This window comes from Candidatus Omnitrophota bacterium, assembly GCA_026387175.1.
Taxonomy (GTDB): Bacteria; Omnitrophota; Gorgyraeia; order 2-01-FULL-45-10; family 2-01-FULL-45-10; genus CAIMPC01.
This window is the reverse complement of record JAPLME010000007.1, coordinates 197,509-218,991: the sequence shown is the minus strand read 5'-3', so window position 1 is coordinate 218,991 and position 21,483 is coordinate 197,509. Positions and strand designations below refer to the sequence as shown.

Genomic DNA, 21,483 nt, shown 5'->3' with positions numbered 1-21,483 from the left:
TAAATATTTTACTTTTATAGCTGCCTACGGTAAGATAGGTAAGAAACATGAAAAAATGTTTAAAGGTATGCGCCATATCGCTGGTCCTATCCTTGTTCCTGTCCGGCATTTCTTTCGGTACGGAAAACAAGTTATTGCGCGTTATTTCGCTTGCCCCATCATCTACGGAGATATTGTTTGCCCTTGGACTGGATCAGGAGATCGTCGGGGTGAGCCAATACTGCAATTATCCGAAGAGCGTTCATGGCAAGGAGAGGATAGGAACGTTCAGTCAGCCCGATATCGAGAAGATCATTTCACTGAAACCGGATATCATATTCTGTACTTCACTTGAACAGGCACCGGCTGTCGCAAAATTAAGACAATTAGGATTTAAAGTCTGTGTAAGCGACCCCTCCAATCTGAAAGAACTGTTCGCTTCTATTAAGGAAATGGGACAGCTCGTTAATAAAGAATATGCCGCCAATAGCCTGATCGATAAGATGAAGACCGGGATAAAGAGCGTTACCGATATGGTCGCATCCGTTCCGGAATCACAGAGACCTAAAGCATACGTTGAATTTTGGGGCAACCCGATAATGACGGCAGGCTCCGGCTCTTTGATCGACGAGCTTATCGCTGCCTCCGGCGGCATAAATATCGCGTCGAACGCTAAGAAGAATTACAGTTATTTCAGCGCGGAGGATGTCATTAAACAGAATCCGGATGTGATCATATTGTGCTATATGCAGAAAAAGAATGCCCTTGATACGATAAAGAGCAGGTTCGGCTGGAGAGATATATCCGCCGTAAGAAATGGGCGGGTGTATAATGATGTAGATCCGGATACAATATTGAGGCCGGGCCCACGAATAGTGGATGGATTGGTCGAAATGCATAAGAGGTTCTATCCCCAATGAACTACAGAGCAAAAAGAAATATAATCGCGCTCGTCGCTATATTCTTCGCATCGATAGTGTGGGCGATCTTAAAAGGCTCTGTCGATATTTCATGGCAATCTCTATTCCTTAAAGAGAACCGGCAAATACTCGATATGAGGCTGGCCCGTATCATGCTGGCAGTCGTAACCGGCAGCGGCCTGGCCGTCTCGGGCGCGGCACTTCAGGCGATATTGCGCAATTCTCTCGCGGAGCCATATCTATTGGGAACATCTAGCGGCGCAGGACTAGGCGCCGTCCTGGCGATCATGACAGGCATAACCGGCATCTTTGTGCCTCTCACAGCGTTTGTCGGCGCGCTCTTAAGCATGGTACTGGTATACAGCATCGCCAGACAGAATAATAGGCTTCCGGCCCAGTCGCTTGTGCTGTCAGGCGTAATAGTTTCAACGGCGCTCTCCGGAGTGATAGTCTTCTTGATATCCGCATCGGGGAAAGAGACGCTTCATAGCATGATCTGGTGGCTCTGGGGCAGCTTCGAAGTCTTCGATATCAATCTTCTTTCAGTAGTCGGCCTGGCAGTGTCCATTTCCGTAGTCGCGATCTTCATGCTTTCTCAGGACCTGAATGCCATAAGTATTGGAGAAGAGGAAGCGGTCCATCTGGGAATAAAGACCGAAATGATAAAGAAGATGACGTTTATTATCACATCGTTCATAACCGCAAGCCTTATTTGCGTGTGCGGAATGATCGGCTTCGTAGGGCTGATAGTTCCTCACATTATGAGGCATGTAGTCGGGCCGAATCACAGAGCGCTTATCCCGGCTTCCTGCATCGGAGGCGCGGCGTTTATGGTCATCTGTGATACGATCTCGCGCACGGCATGCCCGCCCGTAGAGATACCCATTGGAGTCATCACCGCGGTGATTGGAGCGCCGATATTCATAATATTGTCGAAGCGTACTCAGAAGGTGAGCTAATGCCCGATCTTCTTTTAAAAGTACGGGGTCTTAAGGGAGGGTATGGCGCCCAGGATGTAATAAAAGATATCTCTTTTGACGTGAAGAATGGAGAATTTCTGGGTATCATCGGGCCGAACGGGTCCGGTAAATCGACGCTTCTCCGGCTTCTCAGCCGCGCTCTCCCGCTTAAAGGGGGCGATATCGAGCTTGAATCGAAGGATACGAAAAAGATACATATAAAAGAATTCTGTAAAAAAGTGGCTTTCGTCTCTCAGGATGTGACGATCAATTTTCCTTTCACCTCCGGCGAGATCGCGCTTATGGGAAGAATACCGCATATGGGAAGGCTTCAATTCGAGACGAAAAAAGATCATTCCATAGCCTGCGATAGCCTATCCCTCACGGACGCGCTGCACTTGAAGGATAAGTATATTACCGAATTGAGCGCCGGAGAGAGGCAGAGGGTCGTTATCGCAAAAGCTCTCGCGCAGGAGCCTATCCTGCTTTTCCTGGACGAGCCTACTTCACATCTCGACATAAGCCATCAGATACAGATACTGGACCTACTAAAAAAATTAAACCGCGAAAACGGACTGACGATCATCATCGTCCTGCATGACCTGAATCTGGCCAGCGAATACTGCAGCCGGATCATGCTGTTGGAAGACGGCAGGATCTTCAAAGATGCCGCACCCAAGGATATCCTTACATACCAGAATATAGAAGCTGTCTATAAGACGGTTGTAGTAGTAAATGAGAATCCGATATCGCACAAACCCTACATAGTCCTGGTCTCGGGAGAGTCGATATGCCGAAAAAGGTGATTTTGGTACGGCATGGCCGCACCAGATGGAACGCTGAGAGGCGTTATATGGGCGTTACCGATATAGATCTCGATGATACAGGGCTCGCTCAAGCGGAAAAATTAAAGAAGAGATTATCTCTGGAGGAGATAGATAAGGTATACGCAAGCGACAGTTGCAGGGCGCTTAATTTCGCTTCGATAATTTTCGATCGAAAACCCATTGTAAAGATGCGGGAGCTTCGGGAGATGAATTTTGGCGTGCTGGAAGGTATGACATATGAAGAGATCCTTAGGAAATATCCTAAGGTATACGATGAATGGCTGAGTGACATTCATTCTGCCAATATACCTGAAGGCGAATCCATGCAGAGCATGAAGGAGAGGGTGCTGGGAGCGTTCAATAAAATAACATCGGCCAATAGGGGCAAGATTTTGGCGATAGTGACGCATGCAGGCCCCATCAGAGTGATAGTGAACGATATTACGCGCTCTGTAAATTTCTGGGATGTGATGCCTGATTCGGCAAGTGTCAGTGTGATCGAATTTGCGGATAAAATGCCGAAGGTTGTATTGATTAACGATACTTCGCACCTATAGGAGGAATGTGTGGGCAAGATAATTTTCATACTGGGCGGCGCGCGGAGCGGTAAGAGCAATTACGCCACAGCGCTTGCAGGCAAGTCCGGAAAAAAGGTTGCTTTTATTGCCACTTGTCAAGGGCTTGACGAGGAGATGAGAATGCGGATAACCTCTCATCGGAAACAACGGCCTTCATCATGGAAGACGTTCGAGGAGCCTCTGGATATCCGTAAGGCGCTAAAAAATGCGAGATCCGGGTTCGATGCGATATTGATAGATTGCCTGACGCTTTTAGTCTCCAACCTTCTTCTCAAAGGTGTGGAGGGAGCGGCCATTGAAAAGAAAATAACCGGTATCATCAAAGAGCTTAAGAATATGAAATCCGATTCTATAATCGTATCTAATGAGGTAGGATTAGGGATAGTCCCGGAGAATAACCTTGCTAGAGATTTCAGGGATATAGGCGGAAGAGTGAACCAGATAGTGGCCAAAGAGGCAAATGAGGTATACTTTCTCGTCTCAGGGCTGCCGGTAAAAATTAAGTAAGGAAAAAAGGGGAAGATCGAATGATAGCGAAACAAGCAAATTTAAGTTCAAAGAAGATAGAAGCTGTTGTAAATAATATAGGCACTCTCGATGATAAGCTCATACAGAAGACACAGGAGAGGCTCGACTTTCTTACTAAGCCTCAGGGCAGCCTTGGTAAATTAGAACACCTTGCAAAACTGATAACAGGCATTACGGGTAAGGCGGACCCGGTACTCAGCGATAAAGTGATCTTTACGCTTGCGGCGGACCACGGTGTTACGGAAGAAGGGGTGAGCGCCTATCCGAAAGATGTGACCGCCCAGATGGTCTATAATTTCATACGCGGCGGCGCAGGTATAAATGTCCTTGCTAGCCACGTTGGCGCCAGGGTAGTTGTCGTGGATATGGGCGTGGCCTCAGATCTTGAAAATAAGAAAGGTCTTATCATAAAAAAGATCGGCTACAGCACAATGAATATGGCTAAGGGCCCGGCAATGTCTCGCGAAGACGCGGTACGGTCCATAGAGACGGGGATCGAAGTATTTGAGGAGGAATATAAAAAAGGTATCGATATAGCCGGCACGGGCGATATGGGGATCGGGAACACGACGGCATCGAGCGCTATCACGGCTGTCTTTACGAAGAAGCGGGTCGAGGAGATAACCGGTCGGGGCACCGGCGTCGACGATAAAGGGTTAAGAAATAAGATAGCGATTATAGAAAAAGCTATAGCTTTGAACGCGCCCGACGCTTCCGATGCTATCGATGTACTTGCGAAGGTAGGTGGTTTTGAGATAGGTGGTCTAGCAGGCGTTATTCTCTGTGCGGCATCCAGGCGAGTACCTGTAGTGATAGACGGTTTTATTTCAGGCGCCGCGGCACTCGTAGCATTTCACATCTCGCCGAAAGTGAAGGACTATCTGATCGCCTCACATTGTTCTGTCGAAAGAGGCCATGGCGTAATACTCGACCACATCGGGTTAAAGCCTCTCTTAAATCTCGATCTGCGATTGGGGGAGGGCACAGGAGCCGCGCTCGGGATCGGTCTCGTCGATGCAAGCATAAAGATACTGACCCGGATGGCAACATTTAAAAGCGCCGGCGTTTCTCAAAAGGGAGAGTAGATGCGAAGCTTCTTAGCGGCCTTACAATTTCTTACGATCGTCCCTATAAGGACAAGGCAAGCCAGTGAAAGCGATTTGCCGCTATCCATGGTCTATTTTCCTTTGGTGGGACTCTTGATAGGGCTGATCCTTATCATGGCTATTGGGATAGCGATGTTTTTTGGCCTGAACGATATCGCGATAAACAGTATCATCGTCGTGCTTCTTGTGCTTATAACGGGTGGCTTGCATCTGGACGGATTGGCCGATACTTTTGACGCGATAGCGAGCGGCAAACCGAAGGATGAAATGCTGAAGATAATGCGGGATCCCCATATAGGCACCATGGGAGTGCTGGCGTTACTCTCAGCGCTTCTTTTAAAGCTGTCATTCTTATTCTGCATGTCCGGAAACGGTAAAATTATTTCAATTATTCTGATGTGTGTTTTGAGCAGATGGTCGATGGTGATGGTAATGTCGATTTTTCCTTATGCTCGCGACAGAGGAAAAGCAAAGACATTTATTGAAGGCATTAATCCAAGGATAGTGGCTATTGCTACGCTTATTACGATTATAACAGTGGTCATGGTAGCCAAATTTCAAGGGATCGTGCTTTTCGTATTGATCGGATCGGCTTCATATCTGTTTGCGGGATCCGTCGCCAGGAAGATCGGCGGTATAACAGGCGATACACTGGGGGCGGTGTGCGAATTGATGGAAGTGGTCACGCTCTTTTTGATATGTGTAATTAACGGAGGTGCGCTTTGAACAAGCTGGCGGCGATATCATCGTGGAGCGGCGGAAAAGACAGCTGCTATGCGTATTTTAAAGCGATAAAAGCAGGTTGTGAAGTTAAATATCTGCTGAACTTTACCACTAGGGGCACCGGCCGCGGATGTTTTCATGGGATCGAGGGCAGGCTGATGCGCAGGCAGGCGAGTTTGTTGGGAGTCCCTCTGGTCCAGAGGGAGGTAAGCCCCGATATGCGGAAATATGAAGAAGAATTTAAAGAGGCCGTATCGGAATTGAAAATCAATGGTATAGGCGCAATGGTCTTCGGAGATATCTACCTCCTGGAACATGCGAGTTGGGTGGATCGTGTATGTAAAGATCTAGCGATAACTCCGGTTGAACCGTTATGGAACCTCCCCGCCGCGCGGATTCTCGAAGAGTTTTTGGACCTGGGGTTCAAGGCGATCATAGTGAGCTGCCAGGCGGAGAAGCTGGGCAAGGAATTTATTGGCCGGTGCCTCGAAAAAAGCATGATCAAGGAGTTTGAAGACAGAGGCGTTTGCCCCTGCGGAGAGAACGGAGAATTTCACACCCTTGTCGTAGATGGGCCGATATTCAAAGAACCGATAAAGATATTGGAAAGCGAAACCATATTTAAAGAAGGTTTCTGGAAGCACTGGTTTCTCGATATTAAAAGATATGAATAAATGCATATTACGCTTAAAGAAGCCATCGTAATTTCTATCTTTATTCATTCAGCGATATTTCTGCCGCTATCTGGCAAGAATATCCCGCCAACGCATGTCGTGCATAAAAAGGACAGCATCATAGTCGATTATATAAAATACAAAGAGCCGGAGGCTAAAATACCCGAGACTCCTAAGATAGAAGTCACTCCGAAGGTGGAGATGAAACAGTCCATCAACGCACCGGCCGATAAGGCACCCGCAAAGACCGAGAAAAACAATACGGATGCGCTTGCCGCCAAACAGGCTAAGATCATGTCCACAAAAGACTATGTGAATTATTACCAGCTGATACGCGAGAAGATCCGGCGGAAGTTGAAGGAGAGGTACCGCGGTTATTACAATGAAGGGGATGTCTGTCTCGTCTTTGTGCTGCGTTCCGATGGTGTGCTTATCAGTGCTGCTGCAAGCCCCGAGATATCGACGCGCGATCGGACGCTCATCGATACTGCTATCCAAAGCCTCAAAGAGGCCGCACCGTTTACGCCGTTCCCCAAAGCTCTCACGCTTCCCCAGATGTCCTTCACCCTTACCGTTTCATTCAAAAAATCGGTTAAGTTATAAAAAAGGTATTTGCCTGCCTCGGCTCTCTATGTTATTCTTCTATGTATGTATATAGCCAAAATAAAACATCCCATCATATTTAATGCAATAGCGATAGCTATAACATTTCTATTGTCGATAGAGAGCTTCTTATTTGTCGATGAAGCTAAGGCATTAGCGCCATATGCAGGGACGGAAGTAATATCCACTAGACGGGAAATGCTGCGAGCCTATCTGGAAAGGGCTGAAATAATAGATGCCCGGCAAGATCAGGAAGCGAGGCGTCTCCTGGAAGCCAATAATGCAGATGCTCTCTTATTATCGCATGGCAAGATCATCCTATCCGAAAAAGCCTCTCAAGGCAATTTGAGCCTGCTTAGAGCTATTATTCATGAAGAGATAGAGGCCACTATGCAGATAATGGCCCGGGAAGATAGATATAAATATTCGGGCTTAAAAGAATTGATACTACCGCAACGTAAAATATTAAGTACATACTACGATCTATTTTCCGCCGATAGAAAACCCGATTTACCCGCGGATTTGCTGCTCAACGATATTATGGCGAAAGCGTTTGAGCTATTAATCCTCAAAGAGGAGCGCCTGATCTATGATAATGAAATTACCGCCGAAGAGAAAGCGTTTTTAAGTGAGGTGGCTCCTATAGTAATGGCGAATAAGCATAACTACTTCACGGGTGTCTTCTGGGATTGGAATGCGCGCCATATGAAGATAAGAGTCGCCCTGGCCAATGGCAATAACTTTTATCAGGCGGCTGATAATAATAAGAAAGATGATTCCGAAACTCTGAAACATGAGACACCGGAAGAGGCCAGGCTTTTTGTCGACGATTTTATCAAGAATGCCCTCTTAAAAAAAGAGGAGTGGGAAGCTTATCAATTTTATCAAGCGTTCGCGCGCGCCTTGCAAGAGATAGGGGTATTCTATTCATATTGCGATGTAACACGTGGCGATCACATAACCTTTGAAGAACAAGAAGAGGCTGGGCGAGTTAATTTTACCTGCGCGGACGCGCTTTCTGCCCTGCATGAAAGAGAGCCGCAGTATGCCGCGATGTTATTCGCAGGGTTTGACCAACATCATTTTACAAGCCATAAGCGAGATAACGAATACTACATTAATTCAGGGGATTTCCTTCAAGCCGATCCTGCAATTATAGCGGATGTCCTGCGCCTTAACCATCTCTTTCAACAAAATGGACAAGCCATAGAATTAACCGAAGAATTCAAGGAAAGATGGAAACCGGTTAGCCGTAGCTCCCTGGAGGCAGAAAGCCTTATAACAACCCACAAGAGGGTGCTGGTTTCGCGCGATGGCAAACAGACATCATTTCTTGTTAATAATGAATCGCTTCCATTACTCATGTCGTCTTTATTATCGTTCGCGTATATGGGCGTAGAAGATACGAAAAAAGAAGAATACTTTATTCAGATATTATCAAAATTACCTGAAGACACGCTTATAGCATACATGGAGGATGAGCTCAAATTTTTATTTTCGCATTCATATATCAGGGAGCCAAATACCGGGTTGAGAGATTTAGGAAATGTTTCGTACCCAAGGAATGAAAGCTTGAAGGGAGAGATTGTTTTAACTCTGAACTTGCTCAGGAGGATGGCTCGATCCGGAATGATAGATGTCGGTCACAGCGAGCTTCTGAAAGACATATTGAGCGTAGATGAGGCGGCTCCACCATCGTATTGGCACCCCGACTGGGAGGCCCCGAAAGGAGAGAGGCTTGAGCGCGCAAAGCTTCTTATCATCAGGGTCAGGTTATATAAAGATATCCTATTGAGCCAGACCGCATACCATGATCTGTCATTCGATAAACAGAATACGGCTGTTATGCTGAATAACAAACTGGCGGCGGGAGCCTATCAAAACTTCCGCGATCTGTATGGTTGGGAGATGGAGGGCTGCTGGGATGCGTTTTTGGATCTATTATACCTAGGTCGGGAGACAGCGGCGCTTGTAATCAGGGGAACGCCAAGCAACGGACATGCTTATATTATAGATATGTTCAAGAACATTATGCAATCTCGCCCCGAAGGCAGGACCAGATTGAGCAGGTTTTGCATAGATGTGATTCCTGATTGGTCAGCACTAACTGAAGAAGAGTTTAGGAAATTTTATGCCAAATCAGATAATCCTTACGACACGTCTTTTTTATTAATGTATTTCTCAGGAAAAGTGCCGCATTTCGCGACGTTTATTAACACCTCCGACTTAAAACGCATGATACTTTTTTGCCAAAGGATGATGGGAGTCGGCACGGAAAGCCTTATTATATCTATCATCTATGATATCGCGGTCGCCAGGATGGATTTATGGGTCGAATTAACTGAGTCGGAGAGGGAATGGCTCGAAAGCATTTCTGAGAAGTATGCGCCAGAAATAGAAACGGAAGAAAAAGAGCTGACATTCGAAGAAGCTTTAACAAAAGCAAGGATAGCCGTCGTATCGGTGGGTCGTGCTATGTCAGAAGAGGATGGGATTGTTTACTTCAGTGAAAAAGAACAAAAGTTTTATACCTATGACCGTTGCGGAGATGTGCTGGAAAAAATAGGCACACTGTTTGCAGGTGGGGACCTGAGCCAGGCTTTGCACGAATGGGCATTTTTATCCGAAAAGATTTTAAGAGACATCGATATTTTTGAAGAAAGAGCCAGAGGTAAAGAAGCTTTTGTTCTGGATGAAGCGCTAAAGAATTGTCGGCAGAGCATTGCACATCTTGACAAAGCGTTTCAGAAACTTATCGCTGAGGCTACTGAGATAAAAATATCGACAGTTGCGAGGATTGGCGTCTCCGTGGGTAGGCTTCATTGCATCGACCATACCGATAATATGCATGAACTTGTCAGAAGAGTTCAGCAGGTGGGTAAAGATGATATAGCGGTGGCAAGGTATTTCCCTACAGAATACGTGCTAATGAATCCGAATGAAGGAATATTGTCCGGTGTCTCCGAGAGAGAAGGCAGTCCCGATCATTCAAGCGTATTAGCCAGCATGTGGGTTATTCCGCATGCCATACTCCCCAGGGCGGATGTTTTTATGAAACTCTGGGACGGGAAACAGGTATTGTTCGCGTCCACCGGCGAAGGCGCTCTCATGAGAATAATAGATGATTCTGAATCTCGGCGTTACTCATTAAACATAGAAGAAATTCGGGACCAGATAAAAGTTGATATACCGGAGGCAGACTTAAATGATCCGAGATTATTCTCAACGTTAGATACACTGAGACAGAAAGATAAAAATGTTTTCGGCGCAAAGGCCGCGAGGCTTGGAGAGTTAAAGAAGAACGGCATGGATAATATTCCCGATGGCCTGGCTATATCATTTAAGGCATATCAGCAGTTTTTGGAAACAAATCCACAGATCAAAAGAGAGATAGAGGAGCTTGTCGTAATCTGCAAGGAATTAACGGGCGAGAAAGAGAGGCGGCTGGTACGAATCCGAAATATGATAGCCAGTACCTCTATTCCGGGCGGATTGCGCCGAGAGATACTGGATGAGATTCACAAAGTCTTCGGTAAGGACCCCATCCTTTTCGTGAGATCATCCACTAACTGCGAGGATTTAAAAAATTTTTCCGGGGCAGGATTGCATGACAGTTACGAATTTATCTCGGGAGATGATGAGATATTGGAGCACATACAGATGGTATGGGCCTCCATATGGAATTTAAGAGCTTTTGATGAAAGGGAAAGGTGGAACATAGATCATGGGAAGGTCTATCCGGCGGTATTGTTGCAGAATGGACGAATGAGCCGGAAATCGTTTGTAGTCTTTACCCATCACCCGGAGACAGGGAAGAATGATGGCAAGATAAGGATATGGGCATCTTATGGGTTGGGAAGGACGTTAACAGATAAAGAATCGTATCCGGGCGAAGGAGCCCTTTGGATCTATGACAGGGTAACCGGCGAGCTGAAGAATAAATCGCCTTCCCGTAAGATCAAAATAGCAGTGGCTGTAAAAAATGAGGGAAAAGTCCGCATATTTTCTGAAGAAGGAATTTACGATAAGGTCCTGACGCAGAGCGAGGCGGAAACTGTTGTGCGGGAATGCCTGGAGATCGAGAGGGTTCTCGGCAGTGGACAGGATATCGAAGGCGGCTTCGATGATAACGGCCTATTCATTGTGCAATCACGGGATGTTCCGGAGAGGATAGATTTAACAAAATTCGTTAATGATCTGCTACGGCTTGGGACCACCCTGCCTGGCGCTTCACCGGAAGAGATTGAATTTATCACCTCGGTGAAGGCGCTCGTGGAGACTTCGCTGCAAGAATTTAGCGACAGAGCCATCGAAGCGGACAATAAGAGCGCTTTTTATGAAAAGAATGGTCAGAGCCTGATACTCTATGCCGACGATATACTGGAAAATGCAATTGTGGTCGACCTTGAGAACACGATTAAGAATATCCTATCGAAGCATAATATATTAAGCGGCGGCAAGATAATATTATTCGCAAGAAATTCAGTTAATGCTTCTATTCTAGAGCGAATGCTGAAACGCGCGGATCCGAGCTTGGAAGTAACTACTATAACGAGCGGCGAGCTCGAGGAGAGCAAACATACTAATGGAAGTGAGGCGAGGGAAGTAAAAGGGCTCGTAGAGCTTGCGAAAGCCAGAGGCGCGGCTAATATATTAGCTCTCATAAAAGGCCCGACAGTCGAGCCTGAATCGCTAGCATCCTGCTCCAAGGAAACGGAAGTCCCCGTGATAGTTATAGGGGCAGAGAAAGCGTTGTATTCATTTGCTCAAGCGATAGCGATGGCAATCGATATAAAGATCAAAAACGGCTCCGGCGGCTGGCTGATCATCTTACCTCCGCTAAGAACCTTCACTAAAGAATTACAAGCTCAGTACGAAGAATATCGGCGCTCTCTACACGCCTTACAATCCGCATAATTTCGGACAAAAAATTCCGCTTGTGATTTTTGGCGAAGTGTTCTATTCTATTAATGCTAACAGGGAGGCTATGATGAAAAAACTAACTATAGCGATTATCGTATCGATTCTAGGCGCGAGCTTTGCTTTCGCTCAAACCTATAATAACACTTCTGTCGATGATCAGGCACAACAGGCACAGGAAGAGAAGAATCTCGAGATATTGAGCAAGAAACTGGTTCGCATGAAGAAAGAGATGGATAAGTTCGTGAAGGATATGACCGCTACCTATACGAGTACGCAAGACCCGGCGACGGCGACATTCGGCGGTGACGTGAAGGTGGATGTGGCCGAAAACGATAATGGTTTCACGGTAACGGCGGACCTACCCGGCATGGACAAGGACAAGATAGACGTCACTCTGGAGAATGCCAGGATCCTGAAGATATCCGGGATGCGCCATGTGGAGAAGAAGGAGACGTCTCCCACGGGGGTCATAAGGCAGGAGCGTATGGAAGGAAAATTCGAACGCGTGCTAGAGCTTCCGGCTGAATGCAAAAGCGATGGCATAAGCGCTTCATATAAAAACGGCGTCCTCGAGATAACGATACCTAAGAAAGCGCCTATAAGTGTCGAAACTGTAAAGGTTAAGGTCCAGTAATTATTTAAATTTTAAAATCGGAGGTAATTTCAGTGAAAGCTTCGGAGTTGAAGAGAGGGATGATAATAAAGGACGGGGGAGAGCTTTTTGTTGTAATTGACGTTGAGCACAGGACCCCCGGAAACCTGCGCGCGATATACCAGATGACGCTAAAGAGCGTAGTTGGCGAAAAATTGGTCAATAAGCGCTTTAGCCCGGCCGACTCGGTAGAGAAGGCCGATCTAGAATCGAAGAAAGCGCAGTATCTATATAGCGACCATTCCGGAGTTCACTTCATGGATATGGAGAATTACGAGAGCCTATCCCTGCCAACGGAGTTAGTGGGTAAGTCCAAGGATTATCTGAAAGAGAACCTCCCCGTAGAGATACTATATTTCGAACATGCGCCCGTTACCATTGAAATTCCGGTCAGCGTGTCACTGAAGATAGTCGAATCGGCGCCCGGAGCCAAAGGCGATACGTCCGGCAGAGCCATGAAACCGGCAACGATGGAGACGGGGCTTGTGGTCCAGGTCCCGTTATTTATCGAAGAAGGCGAGACCATACTGGTCGACAGCCGCACAGGCGAATATCTTGGAAGGGCGTAGTAATCCGGTAATAATCATAGGCGGCGGCGCTTCGGGGATCCTTGCCGCGATCAGCGTAAAACGCCGGGGTATTCCGGTTGTGATATGCGAGCGGATGAACCGGCTCGGCAGAAAGATCCTCGCCTCAGGCAACGGCCGCTGCAATCTTCTGAACGACACGCTTGATAACTCATTCTATAATCCTGCCGCGAGACATCTTGTAGATTCCGTATTTTCAAAATTTGGTAAAAATGATATCAAAAGCTTTTTTGAAAACCTGGGGTTGAAGGTTTATTCCGAAGAAGGCAGGATATTCCCCGAGACAAACCAATCCGCGACCGTTCTAAAAATTCTCGACATGGAGCTAAGCAGGTTGTCCATTCCGGTGGAGTTCGATTTTAAGGTATCGAGAATAACGGACAGTAAAAACGGCTTTACCGTATTATCCGATTCGGGTAAGAAGGTCACCGGGCCCGCCGTCATCCTGGCCTGCGGCGGCAGGTCTTATCCCGCCCTCGGATCGGACGGGAGCGCCTACAATATCGCTGAACATTTAGGCCATACCATAATCGATCCGGTGCCTGTTGCGGTTCCATTGATCATTAAAGATGAGTTATGCCATATCTTGCAGGGACAAAAGATATTTGCGCGGATAAAGAGCCTGATCGACGGGAAGGCTGTAAACGAATCATCGGGCGACCTCTTATTCACAAAATACGGGTTATCCGGCAGCGCGATCCTGGACATCAGCGAAGAGGTCTCTATCGCGATCAATCGTAATAGGTCGGGCGATGCAGTCCTTTCTATAGATATGGTACCGTTTATGGACGAGGTTGAGCTATCGAACGAGCTGTTAAAAAGGATTCAAGGTGGCCTTCTGGCAGAAGATCTTACCACCGGGATATTGCCCAACAAGTTCGGCGCCGCATTAAAAGAGATACTAAAAACTAAAGAGCCTAAATTGATCACGAGGAACTTGAAAGACAGGCGATTTAAAGTCATAGGGACCAGAGGATGGAATGAAGCGGACTTTACCGCGGGCGGCGTAGATGTGAAAGAAGTCGATGCGATGAGCCTGGGATCGGTTGTAAAAAAGGGTCTGTATTTCGCGGGCGAAATACTGGATGTTAACGGCAAGAGGGGCGGATATAATCTTGCCTGGGCGTGGGCCTCCGGTTATATCGCGGGAAGGGAGGCGGCAGATTGCGTAAAATAATACTTGCATCGGGATCGAAAGCAAGGCAGAAACTCTTAAGGCAGATGGGCCTTAAGTTCACCGTCGCCTTATCAAGGACAAGAGAATGCCATATTTTACGGGGCAAGGCAAGCCGGATCGTGATGAATAATGCAATGGAAAAAGCTCTTGATGTAGCGCGCCGTTATCGCTCCGGGGTTGTGATAGGCGCGGATACCGTAGTCCTTGTAGGAAAAAAGATGATCGGTAAACCAAGAGATCTGAAGGATGCTCGCCGGACGCTGAAACTCCTTTCGAACAAGCCGCAATGGGTATATAGCGGCGTGGCGGTAATAGATATTGATAATGGTAAAAGATATCTCGATTACGAAAAAACTAAGATCTATATGTATAAACTGAGCGATAAGCAGATAATGAACTATTTTAAAAAAGTCTCTCCTCTCGATAAGGCCGGATCGTTCGATATCCAGGGTCTGGGCGGCATATTCATCGATCGTATCGAGGGCTGTTTTTATAACGTTGTGGGGCTACCGATCGCAAAACTGGCAGGGATGCTCCGCCGGACAGGGATTGATTTTTTCGAAAAATAATAGAAAGAGGGAAGGCTTTTTTATGGAAAAAATAAAGTTCGATTTCAATAACATGTTCAGCCATAGCGTAGGCAAGCGCCATGGAGCAACAGAAGAGGATATCAGGCAGATAAGAAAAAGCGCAAGCTCCGCTCACAAACATCTTAAGGATGTACTCGCCAACCGCGACAACAGGATAATCCTGGGGCTCGAGTGGGCTAAGCTGCCGTATCAGGCCAAAGATACCGTAAAGGCCATTCAGAGACTGGGCGACGAAATAGCTTCATCATATGAAAACGTCGTATCGCTTGGTATAGGCGGATCGTACTTAGGACTGAAAGCCGCGCAGGATGCATTGTGCCCTGCGTATTATAATGAATTCAGCTCTTTACGGCGCGGCAGGCCGAAAATTTATTTTGACGGAAATAATATGGACCCTGACACGCTTAGCGTATTATTGAAGAATATTGACCCAAAAAAAACTTTCATTGTCGTTATTTCGAAATCAGGCGAAACGACCGAAACCAAGGCGGCGTTTTCCGTAATCGAGAAATGGCTTAAAAGATCGGTGGGAGCGCGTTATGGCAGGCAGATTATAGCTATAACTGATCCCGGTAGCGGTACGCTCAGAAAAAAAGTAGACTTTGAGCAGGCAAAAGATCCGCTCAGTTTTCGAAACTTGAGCGTGATGAAAGGCGTTGGAGGTCGGTTCTCGGAATTAAATATAGGGCTACTGCATTTAGCTATAGCAGGTATTGACATACAGAAAGTTCTCGATGGCGCGAAGGCAATGGCCAGGCAATGCGGGGAAGCGAACCTTGCGAAAAACCCGGCATATCTGTATGCCGTTCTTCAAACGATCATGTATCGAAAGAAGAACAAGTCCATCGCTATCGTAATGCCATTCTCTGAGAGGCTAAAATCCACCGCGGATTGGTATGTGCAGCTTTTGGCTGAGAGCTTGGGGAAAAAATACGCCAGGAAGATCAGGCAGGACGACGGCAGGGAGATCTGGGGGCAGGATAGCGGTAATATAGTCAATACCGGCAGGACTCCGATACCCGCGCGCGGCACAAACGACCTTCATTCGATACAGCAGAATAACATTGAAGGCGAAAATAATAAAACGGTTACATTCATAAAGGTGGAACGTTTCAAGGATGATATTAAAGTTTCAGGCACCGGCGATTTTCTGGAAGGAAGGCCGTATTCAAAACTTATCTCAATAGCCGAGGAGGCTACCGAATGGGCACTGGTCAGAGAGGAGCGTCCGAATTGCACGATAACACTACCCGAGATCTCGCCGTTTTACTGGGGGGCTGTTCTATTCTTTTTCGAGATAGCGACGGCTTTTGAAGGAGAGCTCCTCGGAGTGAATGCTTTTGACCAGCCGGGAGTTGAGGGATACAAGAATTATATGTATTATAAGCTGGGCAAGCCCGGGATGTCCAAAGCGGTATCTGACGATATAAGGAGCCATCCGCTGCTAAAGAAAACTAAATATATTATTCGATAGAAAAAAAGATAAATTTGTCAATAGCGGCATTGTAAGGTATACTTAATGCACATAACGAAAGGGGGTTGATAAATATGTCATGCATGTCATGCGCAGCCCATAAGAAAGCAAGGAAAAAGAAAACAACCAAGAAGGCGAAGAAGAGAAAAAGATAATATTCACATATAAGTCTTTAAATTAACCCCGGGCGGACAATAACCCCCGGGGTTTTATTATAAGCATGATTTTCCGACCCAGGGAGAGCATCTTTTCGTTGACATCCCTGAATGCGCTGTGATATAAGAAACCTATGCCAAAAATAAAAAATATCTGCATTATAGGCGATGGAGGCTGGGGCACCACTCTTGCGGTACTTCTCGCTAAAAAAGGTTATAATGTCACCATATGGGGCGCATTTCCCGAATACATAGAGGTATTGAAATCTACGCGGGAGAATATTAAATTCCTGCCCGGAGTCAAGATACCCGATAGCGTTAAGTTCACCGCTTCACTCGGAGATGCGCTTAAAGGCAGAGAGCTTATTGTGCTTGCTGTGCCGTCCCAGTTCATGAGAGGCGTATTGACCATGCTGAAGATGGAAGACCTTTCGGACAAGCTTTTTGTAAGCGTCACCAAGGGCATAGAGAACAGCACACTGAAACGAATGTCCGAAGTGATATGTGAGGTGCTGGGAGAACATAAGCTCGCGGTATTATCGGGTCCTACGATAGCTCTTGAGGTTGCCAACCTCTCACCGAGCACTGCCGTGGCCGCATCCAGTGATATCGACTTCGCTGTCCTCGTCCAGGAAATATTCATGACGGAACGTTTCAGGATATATGCTACCGATGATGTTGCCGGTGTCGAAGTCGGAGGGTCCTTAAAGAATATCATAGCGATAGCCGCGGGATCCATAGATGCGCTTGGGTTCGGAACGAACGCGAAAGCGGCGCTTCTGACCAGGGGCCTGGTAGAGATGGTCCGGCTTGGGGTAGCGATGGGGGGCAGGGCTGAGACATTCTACGGCCTTAGCGGACTTGGAGATCTCATGACGACATGCATAAGCCAGTATTCAAGAAATAGATGGCTCGGCGAGGAGATCGGCAAAGGAAAGTCACTTAAAGCGATATTGAAAGAGACCGATATGGTTGTCGAGGGTGTGGTGACGGCCAGATCCGCCTTCGATCTTGCGAGTAAATATAAGGTAGATATGCCCATCACCTGTGAAATATATAAAGTCTTATATGAGAATAAGGATCCGAAGAAAGCGGTTCATGACCTGATGACACGCTCGCCTAAAATCGAGGGGGAATATTGAGCGGGTAGGAGCCATGTCCGTTTTGATCCCATTAATTAAGAGGCTATCGAGAGCCTCTTTTTTATGGTATAGGAAAGTATAAAACACCTTCCCATACCACTGAAAATCGCGAAAGTCATCACCGAAGGCGATTTTCTTGTTGCCTGCGATCGGTCAAGTTTGATATAATATTGCTTCATATATAGTAATATAATGATATATACGTTTTCGGGGGGTGGCTCAGCCCGGCTAGAGCACTTGCTTGGGGTGCAAGGGGTCGCCAGTTCAAATCTGGTCCCCCCGACCATTTTAATAGTAGTTTACATTTGAGGGAGAACATGAAGAAGATAAATGTCGGAATAATCGGATTCGGCACGATCGGCGCAGGTGTGGTCAAAGCGCTTAAATCGAAGAGCAGATACCTGCGGGATAAGAGCGGTGTAGATGTCAATATCGCCTGGATATGCGATAAAGACCTGAAGGCCAGGAGGCCTGTTACGGTAAATAAAAAATTGCTGACAACGTCTATCGGCAAGGTTATTTACGACCCAAAGGTGGATATCGTAGTGGAGCTCGTCGGAGGCGTCGAACCCGCAAAGTCTATCGTGATGGAGGCGCTCAGGGCCGGCAAGAGCGTGGTCACCGCCAATAAAGCGCTATTATCCGATTCCGGACCTGAGATATTCGCCCTGGCTGACGAACTTGGCCTTTCGGTGGGTTTTGAGGCAAGCGTGGGCGGCGGCATCCCGATAATACGGGCGATGAAGGAGGGTTTCATCGCTAACAGATTCAGCCTTGTCTACGGTATTATTAACGGGACCAGTAATTTTATCTTATCGAAGATGGCCGAGGAGAAGGTCTCGTTTAACGAGGCGCTCGAGATAGCGCAAGATAAGGGATATGCCGAGCGGGACCCGCGCCTGGATATCAGCGGCGGCGATTCGGCGCATAAGCTTTCCGTCCTTGCTAGTTTAGGGTTCGGTATCACCGCTAAGGGTTCAGACATATTCACAGAAGGCATTACGGATATCGATAGGGACGATATAGAGTACGCACTCGATATGGGGTATGCTGTAAAGCCGCTTGCGATCGCAAAAAGGTCCGGAGATGAACTCGAGCTTCGCGTCCATCCGACATTAATTGAAAAAACGCATTTGCTGGCTAATGTTAACGGCGTCTACAACGCAATCTTCGTTAAGGGGGATCTTGTAGGAGAAAATCTTTTCTATGGGCAGGGAGCAGGGGCTCTTCCGACTTCAAGCGCTGTCATAAGCGATATTATCTCAATAGCTGGGAATAGCAAGATCTCCTGCTGTGGAGGCCGAAATACATCTCAGAAGCATGTGCCAATCAGGAAGGATGTGGCGCGCATAAAGAAGATGGATGAGGTCCGGACCCGGTATTATATAAAATTCCTCGCGTTGGATAAGCCGGGTGTTTTAGCAAAGATATCGGGGATCCTCGCGAAACATAATATAAGTATCGCAAGCGTTACACAGAAAGAAAGGCGCGCTGTCGGCGCGGTGCCGATAGTGATGATGACTCACGATTCATTAGAGAAAGATATGTCGAAAGCTTTGAGTGAAATAAGAGCTCTCAATGTAATAGGCAAAAAGCTGGTCAGGATAAGAGTGGAGAATTGATGTTTTATAAAGGGTTAATAGAAAAATACGGGAAATTCCTACCGGTTACCGAAAAGACTCCTGTGGTAAGCCTGAATGAGGGCAATACTCCTCTTGTATGCGCTTCGCGGATATCATCGCTTATCGGCGAGGGCATCGAAGTATATCTGAAATATGAAGGTCTTAACCCCACAGGTTCTTTTAAAGACCGAGGGATGACGATGGCGATATCAAAAGCGCTTGAGGAGGGGTCGAAGGTCGTGATCTGCGCGTCGACAGGCAACACGTCCGCGTCGGCGGCGGCATATTCCGCCAGGGCCGGGCTTAAATCCATTGTCCTCATCCCTGACGGCAATATAGCCCTTGGCAAGCTTTCGCAGGCGCTCATTCACGGCGCGAAGGTGATAGCCATAAAAGGAAATTTCGACGATGCCCTGGAGCTGGTAAAGGAGATATCCGGCAAGTATCCGATAACGCTTGTCAATTCGCTTAATCCTTACAGGATCGAAGGGCAAAAGACCGGAGCCTTCGAGATATGCGACTCGCTGGGCGATGCGCCTGAATTTCATGCGATCCCGGTGGGCAACGCCGGGAATATCACCGCTTACTGGAAGGGCTATAAAGAATATAAAGCGGCGGGCATAAGTTCAAAGCTGCCGAAGATGTTGGGGTTCCAGGCGGAGGGCGCGGCCCCTATCGTTCTCGGACATCCCGTCAAAGAACCGCACACTATCGCTACAGCTATCAAGATCGGAAACCCCGCGAGCTGGAAACAGGCTGTGGCAGCGCGTGACGAATCCGGCGGGCTCATAGATATGGTTTCCGACGAAGAGATACTTGCCGCGTACAAACTATTGGCTTCCAGGGAAGGCGTCTTTGTCGAACCGGCCAGCGCCGCAAGCGTCGCCGGAATATTAAAGCTCGCTAAAAAAGGATTTTTTAAGGGTCAAAAAGCGAGGATCGTATGTATCCTGACAGGGCACGGGTTAAAAGATCCCGACAGGGCGATAGCCAGCGTTGCCAGGCCCATAACGCTGGAGCCTAAGGTCGAATTGATCCTGAAGGAGATAGGCTTATGAAATACGCCATACTGGTCGGCGACGGAATGAGCGATTACCCGGTGCCGGAACTTGGCGACAAGACGCCGCTTGATGTAGCAAAGATACCCAACATAAACGATATCGTTAAAAATGGTATGATCGGGCTGGTCAAGACTGTGCCGACAGGGATGAAGCCTGCCAGCGACATAGCGAACCTTTCGATAATGGGCTATGACCCGAAGACCTATTATACCGGCAGAGGGCCGCTTGAGGCGGCGAACATCGGAGTGGAGCTGGCTGAGGATGAGATAGCTTTCAGATGCAATCTGATAACCGCTAATAACGACACGCTGGCCGACTATAGTGCGGGCCACATATCGGAACGGGAGTCGAGCATCCTGATAAAATTCCTGGACGAGAAGCTCGGTTCCGATAGAGTTAAATTTTATCATGGAAAGAGCTACCGCAATCTGGTCGTATTCAAGACCAGATCTCCGGACGGGGTCACGGAACTTATGAAGATCGCATGCACTCCGCCCCATGACATCAGCGGTAAGTCAATATCGAAGCACTTGCCGCGGGGAAGAGGCGCTGAAGCGCTTATAAAACTTATGGAGGAGTCCAGGGGCCTTTTAAACGGCCAGGAAATAAATAAAGTGCGTATCGATCTTAAGGAAAATCCGGCCAATATGATCTGGCTCTGGGGCCAGGGCACAAATCCGAACATGCCGAGTTTTAAGGGGCTCTTCGGGATAGACGGCGCGGTCATCTCAGCGGTCGATCTCGTGAACGGCATAGGGAAGCTCATCGGGCTCGAGCTGATAAATGTGCCGGGGGCTACCGGGTATTATGACACGAACTATCAGGGAAAGGGCGCCTACGCGGTCGAATGCCTCAAGAATAAGGATTTCGTCTTCGTCCATGTCGAGGCGCCGGATGAAGCCGGCCATAACGGCGAAGTCAGAGAGAAGATAAGGGCTATAGAGAATTTTGATAAATATGTTGTCGGCGCCGTATGGAAGTACCTTCAGAGCGTCGGCGATTACAGAATAATGGTTTTGGCCGATCATGCTACGCCACTTGCGATCAAGACTCATGTTTCAGATCCGGCGCCTTTTGTAATGGCAGGCACGGGAGTCAAGCATAACGGATTCAGCGCTTATAATGAAACAAACGCCATGGCCGCCAAGGTGAAATTTAAGTCAGGCGCCCGGCTCACCGAAATGCTGATAAAGAATAAATAAC

19 protein-coding genes and 1 tRNA gene are annotated in these 21,483 nt (G+C 47.4%); all 20 read left to right on the top strand.

Annotation, left to right across the window (positions count from 1 at the left end):
• Positions 1-47 precede the first annotated feature (47 nt).
• The 20 genes from NTY76_04160 (at position 48) to NTY76_04065 (ending at position 21,482) form a co-directional block, all read left to right on the top strand.
• Positions 48-899, top strand: a complete 852-nt coding sequence (locus tag NTY76_04160; GenBank protein ID MCX5678284.1) for a cobalamin-binding protein — start codon at positions 48-50, stop codon at positions 897-899.
• Positions 896-1,858, top strand: coding sequence for an iron ABC transporter permease (locus NTY76_04155; protein ID MCX5678283.1), 963 nt, complete (start codon positions 896-898; stop codon positions 1,856-1,858). The genes NTY76_04160 and NTY76_04155 overlap by 4 nt, the downstream gene beginning before the upstream one ends.
• Positions 1,858-2,664 (top strand): ABC transporter ATP-binding protein, encoded by an 807-nt coding sequence (locus NTY76_04150; GenBank protein MCX5678282.1) that lies wholly within the window; start codon positions 1,858-1,860, stop codon positions 2,662-2,664. The genes NTY76_04155 and NTY76_04150 overlap by 1 nt, the downstream gene beginning before the upstream one ends.
• A complete protein-coding gene (locus tag NTY76_04145) occupies positions 2,649-3,242 on the top strand; it encodes a histidine phosphatase family protein (GenBank protein ID MCX5678281.1) in 594 nt (197 codons plus the stop codon). Before NTY76_04150 ends, NTY76_04145 begins: the two co-directional genes overlap by 16 nt.
• 9 nt (positions 3,243-3,251) lie before the next feature.
• Positions 3,252-3,770 (top strand): bifunctional adenosylcobinamide kinase/adenosylcobinamide-phosphate guanylyltransferase, encoded by a 519-nt coding sequence (cobU, locus tag NTY76_04140; GenBank protein MCX5678280.1) that lies wholly within the window; start codon positions 3,252-3,254, stop codon positions 3,768-3,770.
• A 20-nt stretch (positions 3,771-3,790) separates the two neighbouring features.
• The gene (gene cobT / locus NTY76_04135) at positions 3,791-4,876 is read left to right on the top strand and encodes a nicotinate-nucleotide--dimethylbenzimidazole phosphoribosyltransferase (protein ID MCX5678279.1); all 1,086 of its coding nucleotides are present in this window, start codon (positions 3,791-3,793) and stop codon (positions 4,874-4,876) included.
• Positions 4,877-5,623: an adenosylcobinamide-GDP ribazoletransferase gene (cobS, locus tag NTY76_04130; protein MCX5678278.1), complete on the top strand. Its 747-nt coding sequence runs from the start codon at positions 4,877-4,879 to the stop codon at positions 5,621-5,623.
• Complete coding sequence (locus NTY76_04125; GenBank protein MCX5678277.1) at positions 5,620-6,294, top strand: diphthine--ammonia ligase; 675 nt, start codon at positions 5,620-5,622, stop codon at positions 6,292-6,294. Before cobS ends, NTY76_04125 begins: the two co-directional genes overlap by 4 nt.
• Positions 6,295-6,897, top strand: a complete 603-nt coding sequence (locus tag NTY76_04120; protein ID MCX5678276.1) for a hypothetical protein — start codon at positions 6,295-6,297, stop codon at positions 6,895-6,897.
• 45 nt (positions 6,898-6,942) lie between these two features.
• Positions 6,943-11,814: a PEP/pyruvate-binding domain-containing protein gene (locus NTY76_04115; protein ID MCX5678275.1), complete on the top strand. Its 4,872-nt coding sequence runs from the start codon at positions 6,943-6,945 to the stop codon at positions 11,812-11,814.
• A 70-nt stretch (positions 11,815-11,884) separates the two neighbouring features.
• Positions 11,885-12,454, top strand: a complete 570-nt coding sequence (locus tag NTY76_04110; GenBank protein ID MCX5678274.1) for an Hsp20/alpha crystallin family protein — start codon at positions 11,885-11,887, stop codon at positions 12,452-12,454.
• 32 nt (positions 12,455-12,486) lie between these two features.
• A complete protein-coding gene (gene efp, locus NTY76_04105; protein MCX5678273.1) occupies positions 12,487-13,041 on the top strand; it encodes an elongation factor P in 555 nt (184 codons plus the stop codon).
• Entirely contained in the window at positions 13,028-14,236 is a 1,209-nt protein-coding gene (locus NTY76_04100) for an NAD(P)/FAD-dependent oxidoreductase (protein MCX5678272.1), read from the top strand. The genes efp and NTY76_04100 overlap by 14 nt, the downstream gene beginning before the upstream one ends.
• The gene (locus NTY76_04095) at positions 14,224-14,805 is read left to right on the top strand and encodes a Maf family protein (protein MCX5678271.1); all 582 of its coding nucleotides are present in this window, start codon (positions 14,224-14,226) and stop codon (positions 14,803-14,805) included. The genes NTY76_04100 and NTY76_04095 overlap by 13 nt, the downstream gene beginning before the upstream one ends.
• Positions 14,806-14,827: 22 nt before the next feature.
• Positions 14,828-16,300 carry a glucose-6-phosphate isomerase gene (locus NTY76_04090; protein MCX5678270.1) on the top strand — a complete coding sequence of 491 codons (1,473 nt, stop codon included), beginning with the start codon at positions 14,828-14,830 and terminating at the stop codon, positions 16,298-16,300.
• A gap of 289 nt (positions 16,301-16,589) precedes the next feature.
• The gene (locus NTY76_04085) at positions 16,590-17,597 is read left to right on the top strand and encodes an NAD(P)-dependent glycerol-3-phosphate dehydrogenase (protein ID MCX5678269.1); all 1,008 of its coding nucleotides are present in this window, start codon (positions 16,590-16,592) and stop codon (positions 17,595-17,597) included.
• A gap of 208 nt (positions 17,598-17,805) precedes the next feature.
• Positions 17,806-17,883: transfer RNA gene (locus NTY76_04080), tRNA-Pro, on the top strand.
• 31 nt (positions 17,884-17,914) lie between these two features.
• Positions 17,915-19,219: a homoserine dehydrogenase gene (locus NTY76_04075; protein ID MCX5678268.1), complete on the top strand. Its 1,305-nt coding sequence runs from the start codon at positions 17,915-17,917 to the stop codon at positions 19,217-19,219.
• Entirely contained in the window at positions 19,219-20,277 is a 1,059-nt protein-coding gene (thrC, locus tag NTY76_04070) for a threonine synthase (GenBank protein ID MCX5678267.1), read from the top strand. The genes NTY76_04075 and thrC overlap by 1 nt, the downstream gene beginning before the upstream one ends.
• On the top strand, positions 20,274-21,482 hold the full coding sequence (locus NTY76_04065; protein MCX5678266.1) for a cofactor-independent phosphoglycerate mutase: 1,209 nt from the start codon (positions 20,274-20,276) through the stop codon (positions 21,480-21,482). The genes thrC and NTY76_04065 overlap by 4 nt, the downstream gene beginning before the upstream one ends.
• Position 21,483: the final 1 nt, after the last annotated feature.

Excerpts from the sequence above, each read along its gene's own strand:
- NTY76_04160 (MCX5678284.1), top strand. The coding sequence starts at position 48 with ATGAAAAAATGTTTAAAGGTATGCGCCATATCGCTGGTCCTATCCTTG.
- NTY76_04155 (MCX5678283.1), top strand. The coding sequence starts at position 896 with ATGAACTACAGAGCAAAAAGAAATATAATCGCGCTCGTCGCTATATTC.
- NTY76_04150 (MCX5678282.1), top strand. The coding sequence starts at position 1,858 with ATGCCCGATCTTCTTTTAAAAGTACGGGGTCTTAAGGGAGGGTATGGC.
- NTY76_04145 (MCX5678281.1), top strand. The coding sequence starts at position 2,649 with ATGCCGAAAAAGGTGATTTTGGTACGGCATGGCCGCACCAGATGGAAC.
- cobT (MCX5678279.1), top strand. The coding sequence starts at position 3,791 with ATGATAGCGAAACAAGCAAATTTAAGTTCAAAGAAGATAGAAGCTGTT.
- cobS (MCX5678278.1), top strand. The coding sequence starts at position 4,877 with ATGCGAAGCTTCTTAGCGGCCTTACAATTTCTTACGATCGTCCCTATA.
- NTY76_04120 (MCX5678276.1), top strand. The coding sequence starts at position 6,295 with ATGCATATTACGCTTAAAGAAGCCATCGTAATTTCTATCTTTATTCAT.
- NTY76_04115 (MCX5678275.1), top strand. The coding sequence starts at position 6,943 with ATGTATATAGCCAAAATAAAACATCCCATCATATTTAATGCAATAGCG.
- NTY76_04110 (MCX5678274.1), top strand. The coding sequence starts at position 11,885 with ATGATGAAAAAACTAACTATAGCGATTATCGTATCGATTCTAGGCGCG.
- NTY76_04090 (MCX5678270.1), top strand. The coding sequence starts at position 14,828 with ATGGAAAAAATAAAGTTCGATTTCAATAACATGTTCAGCCATAGCGTA.
- NTY76_04085 (MCX5678269.1), top strand. The coding sequence starts at position 16,590 with ATGCCAAAAATAAAAAATATCTGCATTATAGGCGATGGAGGCTGGGGC.
- NTY76_04075 (MCX5678268.1), top strand. The coding sequence starts at position 17,915 with ATGAAGAAGATAAATGTCGGAATAATCGGATTCGGCACGATCGGCGCA.
- thrC (MCX5678267.1), top strand. The coding sequence starts at position 19,219 with ATGTTTTATAAAGGGTTAATAGAAAAATACGGGAAATTCCTACCGGTT.
- NTY76_04065 (MCX5678266.1), top strand. The coding sequence starts at position 20,274 with ATGAAATACGCCATACTGGTCGGCGACGGAATGAGCGATTACCCGGTG.